At 39.1% G+C, this 22123-nt stretch carries 22 protein-coding genes and 2 pseudogenes; 10 read left to right on the top strand and 14 right to left on the bottom strand.

Annotated elements, in window-relative coordinates:
- Window positions 1-272 precede the first annotated feature (272 nt).
- The 6 genes and pseudogenes from M8E35_RS04120 to M8E35_RS04095 all read left to right on the top strand — a co-directional run bounded on the left by M8E35_RS04120 (window position 273) and on the right by M8E35_RS04095 (window position 6175).
- Window positions 273-1610, top strand: a complete 1338-nt coding sequence (locus M8E35_RS04120; protein ID WP_252467504.1) for a sensor histidine kinase — start codon at window positions 273-275, stop codon at window positions 1608-1610.
- Window positions 1594-2235 (top strand): response regulator transcription factor, encoded by a 642-nt coding sequence (locus M8E35_RS04115; protein WP_252467503.1) that lies wholly within the window; start codon window positions 1594-1596, stop codon window positions 2233-2235. The genes M8E35_RS04120 and M8E35_RS04115 overlap by 17 nt, the downstream gene beginning before the upstream one ends.
- 168 nt (window positions 2236-2403) lie before the next feature.
- The gene (locus M8E35_RS04110) at window positions 2404-2928 is read left to right on the top strand and encodes a cytochrome c3 family protein (protein WP_252467502.1); all 525 of its coding nucleotides are present in this window, start codon (window positions 2404-2406) and stop codon (window positions 2926-2928) included.
- 14 nt (window positions 2929-2942) lie between these two features.
- Window positions 2943-4064, top strand: a complete 1122-nt coding sequence (locus M8E35_RS04105; RefSeq protein ID WP_252467500.1) for an ethylbenzene dehydrogenase-related protein — start codon at window positions 2943-2945, stop codon at window positions 4062-4064.
- A gap of 491 nt (window positions 4065-4555) precedes the next feature.
- A pseudogene (locus M8E35_RS04100) lies at window positions 4556-4946 on the top strand (diguanylate cyclase domain-containing protein).
- A gap of 32 nt (window positions 4947-4978) precedes the next feature.
- The gene (locus M8E35_RS04095; RefSeq protein ID WP_252467498.1) at window positions 4979-6175 is read left to right on the top strand and encodes an anaerobic nitric oxide reductase flavorubredoxin; all 1197 of its coding nucleotides are present in this window, start codon (window positions 4979-4981) and stop codon (window positions 6173-6175) included.
- A gap of 183 nt (window positions 6176-6358) precedes the next feature.
- Here the strand turns inward: M8E35_RS04095 and M8E35_RS04090 are convergent, their stop codons facing one another.
- From M8E35_RS04090 to M8E35_RS04060, 7 genes are all read right to left on the bottom strand, one after another.
- A complete protein-coding gene (locus tag M8E35_RS04090) occupies window positions 6359-7006 on the bottom strand; it encodes an HD-GYP domain-containing protein (protein ID WP_252467497.1) in 648 nt (215 codons plus the stop codon).
- Window positions 7007-7057: 51 nt separating this feature from the next.
- Complete coding sequence (locus M8E35_RS04085; protein WP_252467496.1) at window positions 7058-7348, bottom strand: DUF2325 domain-containing protein; 291 nt, start codon at window positions 7346-7348, stop codon at window positions 7058-7060.
- 60 nt (window positions 7349-7408) lie between these two features.
- Window positions 7409-7546 carry a FeoB-associated Cys-rich membrane protein gene (locus M8E35_RS04080; protein ID WP_252467495.1) on the bottom strand — a complete coding sequence of 46 codons (138 nt, stop codon included), beginning with the start codon at window positions 7544-7546 and terminating at the stop codon, window positions 7409-7411.
- Window positions 7547-7583: 37 nt separating this feature from the next.
- A complete protein-coding gene (gene feoB / locus M8E35_RS04075; RefSeq protein WP_252467494.1) occupies window positions 7584-9632 on the bottom strand; it encodes a ferrous iron transport protein B in 2049 nt (682 codons plus the stop codon).
- Window positions 9633-9708: 76 nt separating this feature from the next.
- A complete protein-coding gene (locus M8E35_RS04070; protein WP_252467493.1) occupies window positions 9709-9960 on the bottom strand; it encodes a FeoA family protein in 252 nt (83 codons plus the stop codon).
- A complete protein-coding gene (locus tag M8E35_RS04065; RefSeq protein WP_229248752.1) occupies window positions 9957-10172 on the bottom strand; it encodes a FeoA family protein in 216 nt (71 codons plus the stop codon). The genes M8E35_RS04070 and M8E35_RS04065 overlap by 4 nt, the downstream gene beginning before the upstream one ends.
- A 205-nt stretch (window positions 10173-10377) precedes the next feature.
- Window positions 10378-10725, bottom strand: a complete 348-nt coding sequence (locus tag M8E35_RS04060; RefSeq protein ID WP_252467492.1) for a helix-turn-helix domain-containing protein — start codon at window positions 10723-10725, stop codon at window positions 10378-10380.
- 270 nt (window positions 10726-10995) lie between these two features.
- On the opposite strand from M8E35_RS04060, the gene M8E35_RS04055 reads away from it, so the two are divergent.
- The gene (locus M8E35_RS04055) at window positions 10996-11352 is read left to right on the top strand and encodes a response regulator (protein WP_252467491.1); all 357 of its coding nucleotides are present in this window, start codon (window positions 10996-10998) and stop codon (window positions 11350-11352) included.
- Window positions 11353-11463: 111 nt separating this feature from the next.
- Here the strand turns inward: M8E35_RS04055 and M8E35_RS04050 are convergent, their stop codons facing one another.
- The 4 genes from M8E35_RS04050 to M8E35_RS04035 form a co-directional block, all read right to left on the bottom strand.
- Complete coding sequence (locus tag M8E35_RS04050; protein WP_252467490.1) at window positions 11464-12624, bottom strand: metallophosphoesterase; 1161 nt, start codon at window positions 12622-12624, stop codon at window positions 11464-11466.
- Window positions 12625-12932: 308 nt separating this feature from the next.
- Window positions 12933-13532, bottom strand: a complete 600-nt coding sequence (locus M8E35_RS04045; RefSeq protein WP_252467489.1) for a universal stress protein — start codon at window positions 13530-13532, stop codon at window positions 12933-12935.
- A 41-nt stretch (window positions 13533-13573) separates the two neighbouring features.
- A complete protein-coding gene (locus M8E35_RS04040; RefSeq protein ID WP_252467488.1) occupies window positions 13574-14674 on the bottom strand; it encodes a sulfite exporter TauE/SafE family protein in 1101 nt (366 codons plus the stop codon).
- A gap of 17 nt (window positions 14675-14691) precedes the next feature.
- On the bottom strand, window positions 14692-14922 hold the full coding sequence (locus tag M8E35_RS04035) for a hypothetical protein (protein ID WP_252467487.1): 231 nt from the start codon (window positions 14920-14922) through the stop codon (window positions 14692-14694).
- Window positions 14923-15264: 342 nt separating this feature from the next.
- Between M8E35_RS04035 and M8E35_RS04030 the strand changes: the two genes are divergently transcribed.
- The 3 genes from M8E35_RS04030 to M8E35_RS04020 all read left to right on the top strand — a co-directional run bounded on the left by M8E35_RS04030 (window position 15265) and on the right by M8E35_RS04020 (window position 19392).
- Window positions 15265-16785 (top strand): ATP-binding protein, encoded by a 1521-nt coding sequence (locus M8E35_RS04030; RefSeq protein WP_252467486.1) that lies wholly within the window; start codon window positions 15265-15267, stop codon window positions 16783-16785.
- Between the two features lie 13 nt (window positions 16786-16798).
- Window positions 16799-18145: a sigma-54-dependent transcriptional regulator gene (locus M8E35_RS04025; RefSeq protein WP_252467485.1), complete on the top strand. Its 1347-nt coding sequence runs from the start codon at window positions 16799-16801 to the stop codon at window positions 18143-18145.
- Window positions 18146-18705: 560 nt separating this feature from the next.
- Window positions 18706-19392: a FadR/GntR family transcriptional regulator gene (locus M8E35_RS04020; protein WP_229250917.1), complete on the top strand. Its 687-nt coding sequence runs from the start codon at window positions 18706-18708 to the stop codon at window positions 19390-19392.
- 146 nt (window positions 19393-19538) lie between these two features.
- Here M8E35_RS04020 and M8E35_RS04015 read toward each other — a convergent pair.
- The 3 genes and pseudogenes from M8E35_RS04015 to M8E35_RS04005 form a co-directional block, all read right to left on the bottom strand.
- Window positions 19539-19655: pseudogene (locus tag M8E35_RS04015) on the bottom strand (AAA family ATPase); the annotation flags it as partial.
- A gap of 44 nt (window positions 19656-19699) precedes the next feature.
- Window positions 19700-20896 carry a DegT/DnrJ/EryC1/StrS family aminotransferase gene (locus tag M8E35_RS04010; protein ID WP_252467484.1) on the bottom strand — a complete coding sequence of 399 codons (1197 nt, stop codon included), beginning with the start codon at window positions 20894-20896 and terminating at the stop codon, window positions 19700-19702.
- A 90-nt stretch (window positions 20897-20986) separates the two neighbouring features.
- On the bottom strand, window positions 20987-21757 hold the full coding sequence (locus M8E35_RS04005) for a DeoR/GlpR family DNA-binding transcription regulator (RefSeq protein WP_252467483.1): 771 nt from the start codon (window positions 21755-21757) through the stop codon (window positions 20987-20989).
- Between the last annotated feature and the right edge of the window lie 366 nt (window positions 21758-22123).

Here is a 22123-nt window from a genome sequence, read left to right as displayed (position 1 = left end):
AAAAGAATTCTATTTAAAACGTCCAAACTTACCTTAACGACAATTATCCATTGATAATACAACTAAGGCTTGCCCCAAGTCTTAGCATAAGCTTGAGTTGTACTTTATTTACTATAGATTTATACTACTAATGATTTAAAAAACTATTTTCAAGCTCGTTAAAATAAATCATATTGCAATTTTGGGGAAGGTGGCTGAACGTCGTTATTCAACATGAAGTTCTCTATTTCGTTTATGGTTTAGCCTTTTTCACAATGGGACTAGCCATATCCATGCAAATTATTCAGCCAAGCCAGTTAAAGTTGGCCAAAACACTATGGTTGTTGGCTGTTTTTGGTTTTACCCATGCGGTGTCAGAATGGGGTTATCTTTTTGTGCCAATTCAAACAGCGGGTCAAGAAGAGTATCTCTTAATCTTAATGATGGTTCATCTTGCTTTCATGGCCCTTTCGTTTGCTTTTCTTCTTGCATTTGGACTGGCGCAGTATTTTGATAAAAAGATTTATTTATTTATACCTGCTGCAATCTTCTTTGTGTGGTACGTAAACTTTATTTTTTTCTTTGATAAACACGCTTTAACTCTTTGGTACGTTAAGAGTGAGATTTGGGCACGATATTTACTAGGCTTTCCAGGGGCCATCTTGTCCGGACTAGGACTTTGGCGTCGCAGGCAAGAACTCAAGGTTTGGGGAAATAAAATCAGTCACAATCTTCGAAATGCTTCAATCACACTGCTAATATACAGTGTCTTAGGAGGATTAATCGTTCCAGCAGGAGATGTCTTTCCCAGTCGAATCTTAAATAACGAGACCTTCTTTCAGCTGTTCCATATCCCAGTTCAGGTCGTTCGCGCAGTATCGAGTATGTTTTTAAGTTGGTATGTTCTGCGAATTCTCTCTGTTTTCCGTTTGGAGTATGAAAAAAATATTGAAAAAATTGAAAAACTAGAAACTCTTTGCACAGAACGTCAAAGAATTGCTAATGATATCCACGATGGGGCGATTCAAGCTCTTTATGGATCAGGGATGCTCTTAGATCGAGCCTCTGAACTCATTGATCATGATCCCGTCCGGAGCAAAGAGTTAATAACCAAAGTTATTGACCGTTATAACGAAACAATTAAATCGTTAAGACGATACATCCATGGACTTAAATCAGATGATTATGGACAAGCAGCCGTTGAACACCGATTTCATCAGATGTTAAATGAATATCGTGAAGGATTTCCAAACATAACGCTTGAGGTTTCCATCAATATCCCAATCTGGTTTATCTTTATTCCAAATGCAGTAGATCATACTTTTTTTATAATGCAAGAAGCATTAGCCAACGCAGCTCGACATTCAGGAGGATCTATTATCTCTGTTGAGATATGTGGAGATGAACAGCTCTACAGGTTGACCATTAAGGATAATGGCAGAGGAATAGGATTCGAGAAAAAAAATGCTAACCAACTATCTTCGATCTCTGGGTTACATGGCTATGGAATTGATAGTATGCACCAGCGATCAAAGCTGCTAAATTCCAAACTCGAAATTACTACTAATGACCAAGGTACTCAAGTCATGGTTCAATTAGAGAGGAGTGGTCATAATGCTGAAAAAGCATAAAGTAATGATTGTTGATGACCACGATGTGGTTAGAATGGGTTTGACGGCCTTACTTGAGGATTCAGAGTTCGAGGTTATATCCGAGTCAGGTAGTGTAGCAGAGGCCGTAGAGAAGTCTCTGCAAACGAGCCCAGATGTCATTCTAATGGATGTTCGTTTACCCGATGGCAGTGGAGTAGAGGCTTGTCGTCAAATTCTTTTACGTCAACCCACGGTTCGCGTTCTAATGCTCACATCTTATAGGGATGAAGAGGCCGTCTTACAATCAATCAAAGCTGGCGCTTCCGGGTATGTCCTCAAAGAGATTGGTCGTCAGGCTTTACGAGATGCTATTCGCAAAGTTGTCGAGGGCGAAATCCTTTTTGATCCCAAGCAAACCTTGAGGCTAATGAATCGCGCACTGACACATTCAACTGATGCTAATAAATTAATAAACTTAACCAATAAAGAACGCGAGATACTCATTGAGGTATCTAAAGGTAAAAGCAACAAGAAAATTGCTGAAGATCTTTTCCTTAGTGAATACACCGTTCGTAATTATGTAAGCAGTATCTTGAATAAGTTGGACTTGACAAGTCGTGTCCAACTCGCCAATTATGTCTTTGAAAAAGGACTAAATCATTAAGTCCTTTTTCAAAATGAGGGGGTCAAATGTACTAGTGAACACCAGTACATTTGACCCTAATTTTTTTTTCATTCTCATTATATAATCCAATCAATATGGGAACCATAAATCATGCGACAATCTCTACTCTATTTAGGTTGTTGCTGTTAAGTAGGAGCTGAAACAAATTTGGCCACCGACAATGAAACTGGAAACATGCTTGATCGAGAGTTGAGCGGCCCGAGCAATAAGACCAAAAAAATTATTATTATTGCATCGCTCGCTATCGTACTTCTAGGGATTTCTATAGTGATTGGTATGCATTACACCTCTCAACCAAATTTTTGTGCAAGTTGTCATCAAATTAAGCCGTCTGTAGTCGCTTGGTCAGCAGGACCACACAAAGATGTCACTTGCTTAAAATGCCATGCTGATCCTGGTACAACTGGGTATGTTAAGCGCAAAGTTGCTGGATTAAATGAAGTATATCTACAAGTTACTAACCAGATTCCTGACAAAATAGAGGCGAAGATCAACCCTGCAGCTTGTATTTCCTGCCATACTGGCAGTAGTGAGTTCCCGAAAGCGAAGAATCTTCTACTGCCTTCTGGAGAATTTGCGCCAATGTTTCCGCATACAGAGATTTTGCAGAATAATACTTCGTGTCTGACTTGTCATCAGAATGTGGGTCATAGTAAAACAACACAACAATAAGGAAGGGGAAAACTATGAAAAAGCATCTAGTAAAAATCATTGGACTAATGGTCCTCTCGATGGCGGTGGTAACAGGGTGTGCTGGTGCTGGTACTAAACCCGATACAACACCAACTCCCGCTCCCGCTCCCGTGACTGACGCAAATACTTTAACAGCCGTAAAAACAACAGCTGCCCCAACAGTAGATGGCAAATCCTCAGAAGATTTCTGGACTAATGCACCAGAGATGAAATTGACTCTATCGAACGCCGGTGCTCTGCAAGGGGGTACAGGAGGAAAGTTCGACAATGGCAACACCGAAGTCTCCATGAAATCAGCTTATGATGCTGAGAATGTTTACTTCTTGCTTCAATACAAAGATCCTACTGATTCCAAAGCACGTGGCCCCTGGATTCTTGAAGGTGGCAAATTGGTTAAAAAACCTTACAATGAATTCTACGAGGATAAACTCGCCATTAACTGGAACATCAATGACTCTACAAAAGATTTTAATACGGCCGGTTGCGCCGTAACCTGTCACGTTGCTACTGATAAAGAAGGAAAATCGGTAACAAAACACTGGACAAACGCTGAGAATGAATTATTGGATATGTGGCACTGGAAATATGTTCGCCAGAACTCCTTGTTTGGTCCCGACAAACCAGGTCTGATGCATGACCAGTTCATGGATAGCGTTAAATACGATCCTAACGATGCCACAAAGAGTGGTGCAGGTCGCCACGCTGACCCCGGTGCAAAAGAGTATGAAGATAATGTGACTGCTGACAAATCAGCACCCAAATTAGTTTTTGATGGAGCACCAGTAAACGGAAATCCCTATGTAATTGTTGACGGTCTCGATAAGACTAAGCCCTTCACAGCAGACTATATAAAGACAATGAAAGAGGGAGACTTCATACCTGGTCCGATCGCTAAACAAATTACCGGAGATCCTGCTGACATCAAAGCTAAAGGCAAATGGGAAAACGGTGTATGGACCCTAGAGATTTCCCGCAAATTAAAAACTACGTCTGATAAAGATATTCAGTTCGATGATCTCGCTAAAACCTACTCCTTTGCAATTGCTGCCTTTGATAATTCCCAAATCGGTCATGGCTATGAAAATATCGTACACAAACTAGCCTTTAAACAGTAAAATTGTCCTAAGTTTTAAAGCCTTTGCTTGGTTTAACATCAAGTAAAGGCTTTTCTCTAGTTGTTAACAACTACGGTCAGTCGTGAATTCAGCCTTTCTTAGACTGTTTTTCACTTTATAGTCTTTGCAAATTAATTACTTTATTTATACAGGATTATCGTGAAGAACGTAGAAGATAATAAGTATATGACAACTATATTTATACACCCTATATTTATTTATCTATGAACGCTATCTAAGCTACACGCATTGTATGTTTCCTTAGGTTAGATTGACTTATTGACCCTGCTACTTTCATTACAATGCACCTATTAACTTGACTCATAAGGATAGTGCTCTACTTGTAAATGTAAGTGGAAGTCAACGATGGTCTTACCCTCACTTTTCTATGCTTGTATATTTTCTGCCCGTTAGCAAAGACTCTACTCAAAGAGAGGTCTCAATTAGAAAACGAATCAAGAACTTAGTTTTCTCTACTCCGTCGGTGATTAATAGGTATAGCTAATCGCGGTTATTTTGATCAGTTTCTCGAACAGCTATGGTTACTTGCGGGACGCGATCGTGAAGCTATAGTACTCATATTGTGTGACAGCGACTTCTATATGGCGTATAATAATACTTACGGTTACTTACAAGGGATAAAATGCCTTAAGGAAGTAGCGACATCCTTAAAGGACTCCCTCAATAGAAATACCACATTGTCTTTCCTTAATCATTCCAAAAGTCACGATTAGTCTAGGGGTATCTATTGGACATGCTAATCCTACAAATCTACCGAAAACATTAATTAAGGCCTCGGATACCGTTCTCTATCAAGTAAAACAGGATGGTCGTAACCGTTTCAAATTAGCTAACACCAACGTTAACCTAAAACATGTATAAACTTATACTAAATAAAATTCAGGAGGTATGTTATGAGTTTTGAAATTAACAAGAGTGTAAAATGGGTAGGTAAAATTGATTGGGAATTAAAAAAGTTTCATGGTGATGAACTCTCTACAAACCGTGGTTCCAGCTATAATTCTTACCTTATCCAAGACGAAAAGATAGCCTTGATTGACTGTGTTTGGACACCCTTTGCTAAAGAGTTTGTTGCTAATTTAAAGAAAGAAGTTGATTTAAATAAGATCGATTTTATCATTGCCAATCACGGGGAACCCGATCACAGTGGGGCTTTACCAGAATTAATGAGGGAAATCCCTGATACCCCCATTTACTGTACCGCCAATGCCATCAAATCCTTAAAAGGTCAGTATCATCAAGATTGGAATTTCGTACCCGTTAAAACTGGTGATAAACTAAGCCTTGGCTCAAAAGAGTTTATTTTCATTGAGGCAAGAATGCTCCATTGGCCTGATACTATGTTTACCTACTTGACCGGAGATAATATTCTTTTCAGCAATGACGGTTTTGGTCAGCATTTAGCGTCTGAGCATATGTTCAATGACTTAGTCGATCAGGCAGAATTATATTACGAAGCCCTAAAATATTATGCCAATATTTTAACTCCGTTCAGTAAATTCGTTGAAAATAAAATTACTGAAATCTTAAGCTTTAACCTGCCTGTTGATATGATCTGCCCAAGTCATGGCCTCATTTGGCGTGATAATCCCTTGCAAATTGTCGATAAATATATGGGATGGGCTAAGGATTACCAAGAAAATCAAATATCTATCATCTACGATACCATGTGGAACAGTACCCGAAAGATGGCCGAAGAAATAGCAGCTGGAATCAAACTCAGTGATAAAGATGTTACGGTTAAATTGTTTAATTGTAATTCCACTCATGCCGATAAAAATGATATTATTACAGAAGTCTTTAAATCCAAGGCGATCCTTATCGGTTCACCAACCATTAATAAAGGAATATCATTTGCCGTCGCTGGAATCCTGGAAATGATCAAAGGATTAGCGTTCAAAAATAAAAAAGGTGCTGCTTTTGGCAGTTATGGTTGGAGCGGTGAAAATACTAAGCTTATTTATACTGAATTAGAACACGCCAAATTTGAGCTGCTTAACGAAGGGCTGAGAGTAACCTGGAGCCCAGATGATGATGCTCTCATTAAGTGTCAGGAATTTGGTCGGACCATCGGGGAAGCACTCAAATAAACAAAGCGCAAAATTAATGAGGGAAGGGGAACGTTATTAAACGGCCCCTTCCCTCATTATATGTTTATAGTTCAAGTATCAGCTAAAAAAGTCTTCAAACTATATATTTACACAACTTGAGTTACATATCTGAGTAACGCACATCCAAATGCTCTCTGATTTAAATATCTCCAGGGCTTAAAACTAAACGACGTTAATCTTAACCTCTACATCATCCTTATGTAACTCAAGGCATCTGTCTCTCCATTTTTTCCACAGTCTTTCCGAAGCTTCAACCGCCACTGGGTCAAATTGTATGCCTTTGTTTAAGAGTACCTCCTCCCAGCATTCTTCCCAAGACAAGGCCTTCCGATAAGGCCGTATCGAGGTGATGGCATCGATAGCATCTGCCACTCCTATTATTCTTGAGCCCAAAGGGATTCTGTTCTCACGTAAACCACCAGGATAGCCTTTCCCATCCCATCGTTCATGGTGGTGCAGAACAATTTCAGCAATTTGCTTAAGCCCTTTCGATTTGGCTAAAATTTTATAACCTATCTCTGGATGTGTTTGTATTTGAGCCCATTCATGAGGAAGAAGTTTGCCTCTTTTGTTTAAAATGTTCTCAGAAATACCCATCTTACCTATGTCATGAAGGTGTGCTGCAATATGAATATTTTCTAATTCTGAGCCTTTCAGACCCAGAGCTCGCCCCAAATCATAAGACATATCCCCCACCCTGGAAGAATGACCGCTAGTGTACAAATCTTTAGCTTCCAGAGCAGCTGCCAGACACTCAATAATATCGTGGAAGTGTTGAGGTCGTAAGAGTCTTTGAATGTATTGAAACATTGACGTTTCCTCCACCTGAGATCGTCTATATCAACTTATGTCCCGAATTCTTTAAATGATCTTTTCTTCAAGTTCATCCAGCAGTCTGTCTAATGAAGCGCCACTGCTGCTATGGCTTCTGAATACCGGTATTTTCTTTCTTTTTGCTTCTTTTACTGCAGTGTGAATCATTTTATGAGAGACTGTCGATGTGAATAAAACAATTCCGTCAGGCGATCCGATCACCTTATCAAACTTAGTAGGCATCTGGGTATAGACTTTTACATCATGTCCACGCTTGGAGCATATGCCCATATATTCACTATGCATTCTGTCATGACCACCAACTAGCACGATACTCATTATCTTACCGCCTCCTACGAATTATATTTATTACTCACGCCGGCATTGTTTTCTGTTGTTCTATTTCACAGCACAATTACACTTGCTTTGAGTACAACCACAACAGCCGCTTTCTCCTTTTTTCATGCGACTAATTGACCGAACAATGATTAATACAGTCGCTCCAAAAATGATCCCGCCAATAATCCAATTGATCATCTAAACCACCCATTTCACTTTTGATTAATTAAAACCCTTAATTAAAACCCATCATTTTTCCGCCCTGGAAGATAAGAAATGCCACTACCCAAGCTATACCTGTTGAATATCCTACAGTGATCAACGTCCATTTCCAGGAATTCATCTCACGTTTAATCGTTGCAAAAGCTGCCATGCACGGAAGGTAAAGCAGTGAGAACGCCATAAAGGCATAGGCTGTTAAGGGAGTAAATACTGTCCGGAGAGCAGTTATTAAGTCTGTGGAGCTTTCAGTTGCTTCTGCTACACCATGCAAGATACCCATAGTGGATACAACCGCTTCTTTGGCAATAAAACCTGTAAGTAAGGCTACCGCAGATTGCCAGTCTCCAAAACCTAGCGGGGCAAAGACAGGAGCAATAGCGTTTCCTATAGCACCAAGAATACTGTCAGCTGGTTCAGAAACTGCTTGGAACGAAAAGTTAAAGTATTGTAAAAACCAGATTACCACTGCTGCTGCAAAAATTATCGTCCCTGCTTTTTTGACAAAACCTTTACCACGATCCCACATATGAATCATCAAGCCTTTGAATGTAGGAATTCTGTATGGAGGCAATTCCATCACAAAAGGGGCTACTTCACCTTTTAGAATGGTTTTTTTGAGAAAAACTCCTGATAAGACTGCAACTGCTATACCCAACAAATAAAGTGAGAAGACTACCATAGTTTGATTGTTTGCAAAGAAAGCTGCTGTATACAGAGCATAAACGGGAAGCCTGGCGCCACAAGACATAAACGGAACAAGCATTATCGTTAATCGACGATCCTTCTCATTTTCCAAGGTTCTCGTACTCATTACCGCTGGAACAGTACACCCAAAACCAATCAGCATAGGAATAAATGATTTCCCGCTCAAGCCTAGTTTTCGAAGGAGTCGATCCATAACAAACGCAGCTCTTGCCATATACCCAGTATCTTCAAGAATGGCTAGAAAGAAGAACAAGATCATGATTTGAGGAACAAATACCAGCATACTGCCCAAACCACCAATAATCCCGCCTACAATAAGATCCTGCAACCAAACTGCTGCTCCTGCTCCCTCAAGCAAGCTTAAGACAAACGTCGCAATTGTATCGTTCACTAATCCGTCTACAAAGTCGATGGTGGAAGAACCGACTGTACCAAAGGTTACTGAAAAAATCCCAAACATCATAGCTAAGAACAACGGGATTGCCAAAACCCTATTAGTTACCACTTTGTCAATTTTATCGGAAATCGTTAAGTCGGAGGCTTGAGCTTTCTTCTTTACAGCTTTACGTGTCACATCAGTTGTAAAGCGATACCTGCTATCAGCAACAATCGTCTCGATATCCATGTCAAACTTCTTTTCCAGATCTTCCTGATATACCTTTATCTGATTCAACGATTCAACAGACACCTTTAAAGCTTCCTGAACCTTTTCATCGCCCTCTAATAACTTTAACGACGTCCAGCGCGGATTTTGGACCTTGCTCTCTAGCGTGGGAATAATGCGGTTTTCAATTTCTTCGATACTTGCCACTATGCTTTCATTATGTATTTCCTGAAGCAGTGGCGAGCCGCCAGCCGCAGCGGCTGTTTGCGCTACATTTAGAGCTTTTTCCAAGAGTTCTGTAACGCCCTTGCCTTTACTGGCAGTAATCGGTACGACTGGGACTTTGAGAGATCCTTCAAGGATTTTTAGATCAATTTTATCTCCCTTTGCTTCCACTGCATCCATCATGTTCAGGGCAACAACAACGTTAACTCCCAACTCAATTAATTGGATTGTCAAGTAGAAATTTCTTTCTATGTTAGTACCATCAACAATATTAATCACTACATCCGGCATTTCATTGATGATGTAGTCTCTGGCAATAATTTCTTCCATCGAATAAGGGGATAAAGAATAGATTCCCGGAAGATCGATGATAAGTACATCTTCCTGTATCTTCTTAGCTTTCCCCTCTCTTTTCTCTATAGTTACTCCCGGCCAGTTTCCAACATACTGCGTACTGCCTGTGATTTCGTTAAACAGGGTGGTTTTCCCGCAGTTTGGATTTCCCACCAAGGCAAACTTCAAAGGCACAAACTCTCACCCCCGAAATTGATAACCATTCTCAATATATGTTCTAAAAAAAGCTCCTTCCACCTCGGAGCAACCTTTATTTTATAATAATGTTTTGCGCTTCAGCCTTCCTGAGTGTTAGCTCATACCCGCGAATGTTTATTTCTATAGGGTCTCCTAACGGAGCTGCCTTTCTGACCAACACCTCTGCCCCACTGGTCATACCCATATCCATTAATCTTTTTTTGACTGCACCTTTTTCACCTAAAACTTTAATAATTACCCCTTTTTCCCCCGTCTTTAGTTCTTTAAGAGTCCTTTCCAAATCACTCACCTCCCATAATATCATGCTTGTACCATTACTTGCTGCGCAACTCCCCGATTCAAGGCCAATCTCGACCCTTTAATTGCTACAATTAAATTCCCACTAAATTCGGAAATAACCGATATCGAAACTCCAGGAATGATCCCTAGACCCTCCAGAAACTTTTTCGTTGTTTCTTTAGCTCTACATGCTTCAACTACAGCCTCTTTACCTGGGGATAGCATTGTTAAAGGCATCTTTCTCACTCCGAACTGCAGATATTTGCAATTGATAATCAGTATCATTAGCTTGTGTGATTTATATTATCATTAATCTCCCCTTCCGTCAACGCTAAATTTGAGTATTTAATGAGCACTTTGCATACATAAAAGCTCTAGAAGAATAATATTTCTCCCAGAGCTTCCATTATCTCACTTGACTCACCAGCATTCCGTTGAGTATTTATATACGTGTATTATTCGTAATTTTGTTTGTGTACTCGCTGATCATTCTACAGATGTTTACCATCAGCCTAATCTCATCAGAATCTTTATCCTTAGTTATGGATATTAGCTCATTTATTAAACTGTTGGGTTTAACGTTAACTTCTTCCTGAAGGAGGTAATCAACCGTGACCCCTAAAGACTTTGCTAAACTTACTACTGTCTCTAGGCTAGGGTTCTTCTCTCCCCGCTCTACTTGACCTATATATGACTCATTAACTTCCGCGATCTCTGCAAGTTGTTCCTGCGTAAGTCTATACTTCGTTCTCTCTTCTCTGATTCGATGACCCAAATATTTAAATGCCATTTTTCATAGCCCCTTTCGATTCCACTATAGGGTATATAGAACGGGGCTTGAAGCGCCTATCGGTATTATTAACATTGACCATTGGTACTGTAAAGTGTTAGAATTAATTCTACATTAAAGTACTGTATGTCATGTCAGCATCGTAAATTAGCATGTACAAGCATAAATCGATTTTTGTAACTTTTAATAACTAAAGATTTGCACCACAATTGTATAGATTAACAAGTCTCGCAAATTGGTATCATCATATTTCGGGGGGTGAAACAGCATTTGAAAAAGGCATTAGTTGTTGAAGGCAATGAAGGAATCCGTCGTCTATTAATAGAGGTTCTAGCTGAAGAAGGATATTCAGTCGACGCAGTTACCAACGGTTTGGAAGCTCTTGAAAGAATCCAAAAATGTATACCATCAGTTGTTTTATTGGATTCAGAATTGCCTGATATGGGAGGAATAGAGGTTCTAACAAAAATCTCTAATTCATACCCAAACCTGCCAGTTGTTTTGTTAGCATATATAGACGAAACAGACGTAAAAATATCACAAAAGATCGGCTTAGTCAAGTATTGTATAATAAAACCTTTCTCCTTAACTGATCTGATAGAACTTCTCAACTCGTTTGAGATTTAAAGCTCTTATGCGTGATTTTCCTGATTTCGTCTTTCGTTAATTCAAGATCTAAGTTGAAACATAACGCTCCAACTCCAATATAGCAAGGAGAGAATATTAGTTCTGCCCTATTTATGGGTTAAATGTAATGGTAATATCGACGATCTCAGGATTATTACCTATCCGAATCGGCGGACCCCATGTTCCGTAACCTGATGATACAATGAGTTGAAAATCCCCTTTGCGCAGTAATCCCCAGTCCTGTTCAAAAATTCGCTGTGTAATAAACTGAATGGGAAACATTTGTCCATTGTGTGTATGCCCAGATACTTGTAGATCCACTCCTTGTTCAACGGGCTCCTCCAAATGCGAGGGTTGGTGATCCATTAATAATATGGGAAGCGAATGGTTTACTCCTTGCATTATTGTTGCTAAGTCTTGCCTTTTAGTACCATTAAACCGCGCCCCTGATAAATCATCTCGCCCAATAAGATAGAAACTTCCTGCGATCTCCTGGGAAGTATCCCGTAATACCTTAACCCCTGCTTCACCTAGATATTTGATAGCTTCGTCGGCATTTCCACCAATATATTCATGGTTACCAAGCACCGCAAAGGCACCGTAAGATGCTCTTAGCATACGAAAGGTGTCTGATATTTGCTGTTTATTCTTTGATTCTATATCTTCATCAAACACATCCCCTGCAAACAGAATCAGGTCAGGTTTTAGCCCATTTACCTGATTGACTAGTTTTGTCAGCTGATCGTTATGAACAATCGTTCCTAGATGGATATCTGAAACCATGACAACGCGCAACTGTTCTAAGGACCCAGCTTGTTTAGCAATTGACAAATCATAATGATTGATCTTGGGATGGCTGGCATTCCAAACTCCGAAGCTTACAATACCAACGACTAATATAAAAACACTCAATCCCAAAGCAGGGTTTAAGCTCCGCTTTATTTCCGGCGGTACTAGACGCAACCATCTGTCAAACAATCTCAAAAGGTCAATTGATGTGATAATTAATAAAAAATAGAACATAAAGGCTATCCAATAAGCTCCTGCAATGGTCATTCCTTCATATAGCATTGTCGGAAGGAATTTCTCGCTAAACCGACTGAGCAAGTAGGAGAAGGCTAGAAGTAAAAAGACAGGCCAATATACTTTAGAACTTAAGAATGGCACATAACTAAACAAGGCCTGCCATCCTCGCAGGCCGATATAGAAATTAAGCCCGCCGTAAACTAAAAAAATAACTGTACCCACCAGAATGAACAAAGGATTTGTCATATATGGTACTACCTCCATATTTTAACATCTAAGCAAAGAATGATTTCACATTATCTACAGTGGGTATTATACAACTATTTCCTGCCTGAGTCACATATATTAATAAGTCTTTATCAGCTTAATCACTTTACCATAATTGAAGAACTTATCTCTACCTCTAGACATATCATGCGCGGAAATTAATCTTACAAATTACGTGCTGATTTTTAAACTAAAGCCTTTATTTTTTTCCGAGACTTTTTTATTACTGTCAAACTAAAAGTCTAGGAGTTTTTTTATCTCCTAGACTTTTAGCTTACAACTTTCACTTATATAGTTTTTACCCAATACAAATGATTTCTTCGTCCTTTACCACGATTTTTTCCTGAAGGTGATGAGCAAAACCGATCGACAAATTCTTGAGGCAGTTTCTTGATCAGCAACACTGGTATATCGGATTTGTTTAACACACTATGCGCCAAACTGCCATATACTAAACCTTTCAAACTACTTGGCCCTCGCGTACCCATAATGATTAATTCAAATTCCTTTTTAGTCGCAAAATTGATAATCGCTTCTACAGTATCGGGAATATTTGAATTGGCAAAAATAACCTGTTGATTAACGTTTTGACCTGCCTCAAAAAATATCTCATGAGTTTTGGCGATTATTTTAGAATACTGACTTTTGTGCTTAAATTCTACTTTATCCAATAAGGTTTTTTCCCAGTCTAAGATAAGATCAGTCGACCAAATTTCCCTCAGATTGGAGTTCTCTAGTTTAGAGCCTTGGATATTTTCCTGAGCATGTACGATGGTTAAATGCATGTTAGGTATTCTATTAAATAGGTTGGCAGTATAAACAGCTGCAGATAAAGAATGCTCAGAACCATCAAAATAAAGAAGCACCTTTAATGGATTACCATTCATACTATAATTATCACCTCACCATAGTTTATGGGTATCTATCCTCAGGCAGAATCACGTTTTGGATGTACTCTCGGCTGAGCATATTGTGAATCGACCTTTTGGACCTGTTTAAAACGAATGATATAACGAATGATCATTAATACTCCAGTTATTGCACCACCGAACAATGTAACTGAAGCTAACAAATCAAGAATGCTGGCAACGCCTTGAGAAAGGTTAGCCATTTCAAGGTCCACTAAATATTTTGGAATGGCAAAGGCTCTACTTAATGCTGACATACCAATAACTACGGCCATTACTAGTTTAATTTGCAATTCAGAAACCATCTTGGTTGCGTTAGCCCCAATATGGAGACCCAACAGTGAACCAAGGTATAGCAGCAAAACCAAACGAATATCCACAAAACCATTCATGGCATACTGAAAGGAACCAGAGGCACCGGAGAAAATTGCTAAGAATAATTCTGTACCTGCAGCTACCATCGTAGGTATACCCAGGATATATATCATGGCGGGAACTCCTATAAATCCACCCACACCAACAGTTCCTGCCAGCCACCCAGTTGCCACACCGATAAGAGCAACAAACCACAGGGATACGCGAACATTTGCAACTTTAAAGTAAATCATGGGTGGGAGGTTAATTTTCGAAAGTTTAGCAGCAAAACCCGAAGGCTCACCCAATCCATTCTTAGCGCTCGGTTTAGAAATATCCTTTAAAATAAAGATCGAAAGTCCGGATAAAAGAACCACAAATACTACACTAATATACAGGTTTGAACCTTCCTTACCCATACTGGCAAATATCAACTCATTCAGAATAACCGCTAACCTGACACCCAGTAAAAGGAAGGCCACCATAAAGATCCCTAACTTAACATCTACATTTCCCATCTTAGAGTGCTTCCTTGCTCCAACCATTGCCTTACCAAATTTGTGAGCAAGGTTTGAGCTCACTGCTGCGATGCCAGGAACTCCGAGGGCCATCATGCCCGGAGTCATAACAAAAGCCCCCCCACTACCCAGAAAGCCACTTAATGCACCCCCCAAAAATCCAAGTCCTACCATAGATAAACCCACTTTCGGGGTGATATCTATAAATCTCATAACTTCTCCAACTAAACTTATTGCTTCGCCTGCCATCGCTAAAAGCCCCCTTTCTAATGATTGCTATCTAAGCCGAGGATACTTAAGACGTGTGATACCGCTGTCCCATACAAAAAAGCGATACAAATTACTGTGCCTAAAAGACTAAAAGCAGGAATAATTCCTTTACTCAGGTAGAATTGGTTTAGTTGATCGATATTAAAGAAAATTACAAAATAAGCGCAAAAGGATAAACCCAAGAAAATAATAGTTTCTAAAAAGCTCGATTTGGATGCTTTACTCATATCCAATCTCTCCTTTAATTTGTTAGCTCAAAAAGGTATTTAAAAGATATCTCCCCTCCTTAATTTGTGATATAATTCTCTATATAGCAAATACTGTGCCAATAGGCATAAGCCTTTATTTTAAGCATTTATAATGACCATTAAAAAAAGTAGTGTAGCAAATGCTGTACTTTACTGCTTTAAGTCCAAGCAAGATATCTCTATTTAGTTACTTCATCATCCTATTTCTTAGATTTTTTAGCTGTTTTCTCACGAATACTGTGGTATGTATCTTTTGCTACAGTCATATGTATTATATAAGTCAATTCATAGATCCCCCTGATAGTTGGAGGTAGAGTGAATTTGAGGATCCATAAAAATTTACTATCGTCTTCCAAAGGAAAAAGTCTAACGAATCAATTAGTTATTATTTTCGCTGTTATTATGCTTGTACCATTATTAGCATTAATGTACGATATTTTTTTCGCTTCACAGACGGATCAAGTTATCTTTTTTGATAAAGAGCAGAGACTGGCTGCCCTTGTTAAAAGCACCAATCAGGAACTCTCCAAGAATCTAGAATTTTTAGAGATTGAACCAGATATCTCATCGCTCCTTCTGCACAGCGAATTTACTCGGGTTGTCGAGCCCTATATACCATCAAATTCGGGGATTCGTTTCGGTTTATATGTTCCCCAAACAGAGAAAATTACTGTACTAGGGTTCCTGCATAACTATCGTAATCTCTCGCAGGAAGAAGAAACCCAGAGGGAGAGAGAGATATTCGCTAATACTAAGTCCGGCCTGGTAGCTGCCGAGATGGGTAATGAACCCCTCTTTCGAATATCCGGTTCTTTTGATGACCAAGTAGTTGAGTACATTGCACCTGTTGTACTAAAAGGGAAAGTGGTTGCCGTAATGTGGGCCGGAGAACGACTTAACCCGTTCTTTTATCAAAGCAGTTTCTATCGAAAATTGCTTCGTTATTTCACCCTGGGCGTACTCGCATTGGTTATGTTTGCTACTCTTAGGACGATTCGAAATATCACCACCGGCGTGGACCGCTTGAAGCAAGGCTTACATCGCATGGAATATGATATCCACCACCTATTGCCAGAAATGACTGGTGAGCTGGGTCAAGTGGCCCAAGCAGTTAACCGAATGGCCAAAAGCCTAACTGAAAAGGAACGCTTAGAAGATCAACTGAGGCAATCTGAACATCTTATTGCACTAGGTCGTTTGGCTACTGGGGTAGCACACGAACTGCGTAACCCGATTGGGATTATTAAAACCTTAGTCGAACTTATGAAGCAGGAATACTCTCAAATGAGTGGTATCGAGGAATATACGAAGGCCATAGATGAGCAGGTGGACAGACAGGATATGGTGATTCAAGAACTGCTTGACTTTGGCCGTCCTACCAAAGTATCAATTAAAGAGTGTTCAATCAATGATCTAATTATGGGAGTCCTATCATTTTCAGCTGCGATGTTGCGAAAACAAAAGGTAAAAGTTCAACTGCACCTAGATAATTCACTTCCTAGGATCCTAGCCGATACTGAAAAGCTTAAGCAGGTATTTGTAAATATTATTGTAAACGCTGCTGAAGCAATGCCAACCGGCGGTGATTTAAATATCGTCACAAAGCAAACTGAGGAAATGGCTATCATCAGTTTGTCTGATACCGGAGAAGGTATCTCTGAAGATGAAATGATACGAATATTTGACCCCTTCTACACAACCAAAGAAGCTGGTACGGGTCTTGGGCTATCAATTTCTTATCAAAGTATTAAATTGCATGGCGGAATGATCGAAGTGAATAGTGTCCCTAATAAAGGCACTACCTTTATAATTGAGCTTCCTGTCGCACCACAATCTTCCTAGGAGAGTGATACTCTTGATACCACGAATACTGGTAATTGACGATGAAGAGAGAATGTGTTGGGCCTTAGAGAGGGCTTTAAGTCATGAAGGATATCAAGTAGTTACTGCAACGAGAGGTCTGCAAGGTATTGAAATGGCTCTCGAGACTGAACCCTCGACGGTGATATTAGATTTAAAGATGCCTGATATCGATGGCATTGAAGTGTTAAAGAAGCTAAAAAGTATCAATCCCAAGATTCCTGTCATTATGATCACCGCTCACGGCACTATTGAAACTGCGATTGAAGCCATGAAAATTGGAGCGACCGATTATATTACTAAGCCCTTTAAACTTGATGAATTAAAAGTGCAAGTGAAACAAGCTCTTCATTTATCCAATTTAGAAAATGAAGTAAATTTTTTGCGTCAGGAGTTAGGCAAGAAATACGGGAAAATGATTGGTCAAAGCGATGCCATTAAAGAGGTTATCCTTCTAATTCAACAGGTTGCCAAAACAAATGCAACAGTTTTGATTACAGGGGAAAGTGGAACAGGCAAAGAAGTTGCCGCTGTTGAAATACATAAGGCCAGTAACCGTGCTAATATGCCCTTTGTAGCTGTGAACTGTGCTGCCCTACCCGAACAACTGTTGGAAAGCGAACTATTTGGTCACGAAAAGGGGGCCTTTACTGGTGCAACCAATAGAAAAAAGGGTCGTTTTGAAATGGCTGATAAAGGCACTATTTTATTAGATGAAATCGGTGATATGCCAATAAGTATGCAGGTAAAGCTACTGCGTGTTTTGCAGGAAAGATGTTTTGAAAGAGTCGGGGGAACTGAAACCATCCAGATTGACGTACGGGTCATTGCTACCACTAATTCTGAACTTTCCGCATCCATTTCTAAGGGAACCTTTAGAGAGGATCTATATTATCGATTAAATGTTATGCAAATTAAAATGCCTCCACTAAGATTACGGAAAGAAGATATTCCTCTGCTGGTTAATCATTTCCTTGAGAAATTTGATCCTTCCCATACTAAAAAAATCTCCCCCGACGCTATGAAGATTTTGACACGTTACGACTGGCCAGGCAACATAAGAGAGTTGCAAAACGCCATTGAAAGACCGCTGATTGTTTGCCAAAACAATGAAATTCTACCCGTTCACCTGCCCAGCGAATTATTAGATAACCTAAAAGAAACTTCTGAGCCGATTATAAATCTTCCTGAGGCTGGTTTCTCTTTAGAAGAGCTAGAGAAACGTCTTTTCATTAAAGCATTAGAAAAGAATAATTATAACCAGACAAAGACTGCTAAATATCTAGGTATTTCTCGTCCAACACTTCTCTATCGCATGAATAAACATGGCCTAAAATTCTAGTATGAAAACAGAGGAACAGGCAGGTTGTTTCAAAACAACCTGCCTGTTCCTTTTCCGTAAGAAAAGAGTTGTCATCTTATTTTTTCTTACTTACTGGAGCCTGTAATTCTGTAAGATAGTTCTCTGTGTTTGATTCACACCAAGGACCTTTATGATAGATCGCCCTCATAGATCCATTCATTTCATAACCATTCGACGCCATCCATACACCCAGCGCGTCGCTAAACCCTACACTCTGACCCAGTCTATTACTGAAAACTCATCGTCCCATTCCCCTTGGAAAGCTATCTTTTTCAAAACCGTAATTTGCTAAACTATGTTGATTATCAGTCCAGATGTTAATTCCATTTCTAAATATCCTTTAGTCAGATATATGCTGTACCATTTCTTTCCCATTTCGCTTTCCCCTTATTCCCCCAAGAACAGAGTGATGCAACCATCCAACATTCTCCACCCTGTTAATCTGATCTTGAATTGCTTTGCTAGTTTTGACATCTTACTTTTATAAAGATGCCTCAATACAGTATAATAAGGGTAATCTGTTTTGAGGGAGGACGCACATGACAAGGGACAAAAGAAGTCTGGCTGAAAATGTTGCCGACAATATCCTTGCAATGATTACCATAGATAAAAAGTACGCCCTGGGAGATAAGCTCCCTAACGAAAACGAACTTTCTGAGGAATTACAAGTCAGCCGTACTACATTACGCGAAGCAATTCGTATTTTAGTCGCTTATAATGTTTTAGAAATTCAACGTGGAAAAGGAACTTATATCAAGAATAACCGTGAGTTAAACGAAGTGCTTGGCTTGAAAGAGCTTTCAACCTTTCAACTTAATATGAAGGATTTATATGAAATGCGTTTGATCTTTGAGCCTCAATCAGCCTATTATGCTGCAAAACGGGCAACGGATAAGGAGCTAGAGCGTATTCTGTACTATGGTAAACTTGAGGAAGAACTAATACTAAAAAAGGAAGATAGAACTGAGGTTGAACAAGCATTTCATAAATCTATCGCCAAGGCTACACATAATGAATTTATGAATCGCTTGATGCCAATATTGTATCAAGCCATTGACAAGGGAGTTCTTTTATCTGACACAAATGAAGAAATGGTCCAGAATACTTTGAATGATCACCGAATGATTATGGAGTTTCTATCAAAACGAGATGCTGAAGGGGCCAAAACTGCTATGAAGCTGCATATCATCCACGCCATGAGAGGCTTTGGAATTATAGATGAATAAAGCATAAGCGACAAATCCTAGAATGTCTCGACCTATTAAAAATGTATATTTAGTTTAAAACCACGGCGAAAGCCGTGGTTTTCTATGTTATAAAATATGCAATTTTAATAATTTCATCATAATAAAACCCTCTCAGGAGGATAAAAACGATTGATTCCTATTTTTTCTGCAATCACATTTAAGGCTGTTGATTTTCCTGAACCATTTCCTCCATATAAAATCGTAACTGGCTCAAAATCAATTCTATCAAAACCATGTCTTGATCGACTTCAGTTTAATCCCTGCATAATACAGCGACTTTTTATCATTATGAACGATGCGTATTTTTTTGATCCACTAGAATTTCAACACAATGAATAAGCTCCTTTGCAACATATTCCGCTTCATCCACGGACAACTTCGAGTAAAGAGGCAGTGTTATTTCATTCACATACTGCGCATGTGCATTTGGATAATCTTCAAGTCTATAACCGAGGTTCCTATATAGCGTAAACATTGGTAACGGCATAAAATGAACATTTGTTGCAATGTTTTTTTCACCCAACAGTTGTATTACACGATCCCTTTGTTCTTCACTAAAATCCTTCAATCTTAAAGTATATAAATGATAGTTTGTCTCTAATTCACCGTTTTTTTCAAATGGTAGGATCGCCCATTCCTTGGCACCTAGTATTTGGCTATATATTTCATGGAGTTCTGCTCTTTTTCTCAACATTTCTTCATATCGTCGAAGTTGAACACGCCCTATTACTGCCATGATATCGGTCATATTACATTTGAATCCATCAGTTAAAATGTCGTATTTCCATGCTCCTGCTTGCGTTTTTGATAGGGCATCCTTATTTTGTCCATGTAAGGAAGTATACTTAAATTCTTTATACAAATCATCTTTCCCACAAAAACTATTGTCATTATAAGTAATTGCTCCTCCTTCTGCCGTTGTAAAGTTCTTTACTGCATGAAAGGAAAAAACATGGAAATCCATTTGACCTCCAACCTTCTGCCCCCTATATGACGCTCCAAAAGAATGTGCGGAATCGGAAATCAAAGTAATATCTTCACGTTTTTTAATGTGTAAGACTTTTCTTATAGCATCGTAGTTAACAGGCACTCCTGCTATGTCAACCGTCATAATAGCTTTCGTTTTCGGCGTAATGGCCTCATAAATATTTTCTTCGTCAATTAGAAAACTATCTTTCTTAACATCTACAAACGTTGGCTTTACACCTCGATGAACCAGTACATTTGAAGTTGCAGTATAGGTGTAAGGCGTTGTTATTACCTCATCTTCTCCACCTATATCTAAAACCTTTAAAATCAGTTCCATACCTGCTGTAGCGCTATTTAAGGCAACGGCGTACTGGGTACCACAATAATCAGCTAATTCTTGCTCAAATAAAACAGTATTTGGTCCTGTTGTAATCCATCCAGACCTGAGAACTTCTGAAACAGCAGCAATTTCTTCCTCGCTTATATCAGGTGGTGAAAAAGGTATTTTATACATATTAAACTCCTCTTTTAGAAACTTTAAGTAGTTTTTAATAGGCAGTTAGCCAGAAAAACTACCGTTGATATTTCAACTACTTGCTGAAATTTAATTCTCTTTTGCAATTAAGACCTTAACACCTAACCGTTTGATTCTCTCAATTTCCTCATCTGGTGATTCCCAGTCAGTAATAAGAATATCCAAATCCTTCAAATCAATGGTCTTTGAAAAGAATTCTGTTCCTACCTTGTCAAAATTAGCGAGGCATACCGTTCGACGTGAAACTTCAGCTACAGTTCTTTGAAAAATAGCTCCTTCGGGAGTTGAACTACTCAGTCCATGTATTGCAGAAATTCCTCCACCAGTTAAGAAAGCCGTATCTAATCGTAAGGTTCTCACAAATTCAGTAGCCAAAGGATCGACGATTCCTTCTTCACCTTTGACCTTTCCACATACTATATATGTTTCGATATTACTGTGATTTTGGAGTTTTCCAGCAATAATGAGTGAATTCGTTATTACAGTATAATTGCGATCGGCTGGGAGATATTTCAACAAAACATAGTGGATACTGGCCCCACCGATAAATATAGTGTCACCATGCTCTATAAAAGATATAGCAAGCTTAGCTACTGCGTTTTGGTGTTCTGTTCCCTCACTATACCTAATACAATCATCCATTGGAAATCTTCTAACCTTGGATAAAGGAACTGCCCCTCCATGTGTTCTCTTCAAAAGACGGTTCTCTTCCATTGATGTGAGGTCTCTGCGGATGGTATCAACGGAAACCTGAAATTCTTCCGCAAGCTCTTTTGCAAATACCCTTCCGAGAGACTTCAACTTTAAAAGGATTAGCTCTTGACGTTCTTCAGCAAACATACTTGACATCTCCTCTAACTGATTATATCACGCAATATGCTGTTTTCACAGTTATAAATGCACGTTTATGCTATAGTATGCAGTTTTATCATATAACTATTACAAAGGCCCTCCAACGTAAAATCACGAGGGAGAGCCTTTATGCAAGGTTTATGGGTATGTAACGTTCATTTATTAAATTCTTCGCCTAATGAATACCCTTAACAGCTGACTTTCAAATAAGATTCCATTATCCTACGAATGCCGTCCAACCACTTAATTGAGGGGACGGCATTTATACTAATGGGTTTAAGAATAATCCTGCTAATAAAAATCAACCCTAATTTCAGAAAAACCTTATAGAAAATCATTTCAATATAACTAGCA

The organism is Desulfosporosinus nitroreducens (assembly GCF_023897015.1).
GTDB classification, from domain to species: Bacteria; Bacillota; Desulfitobacteriia; order Desulfitobacteriales; family Desulfitobacteriaceae; genus Desulfosporosinus; species Desulfosporosinus nitroreducens.
This window is presented reverse-complemented; position numbering and strand designations above follow the sequence as displayed.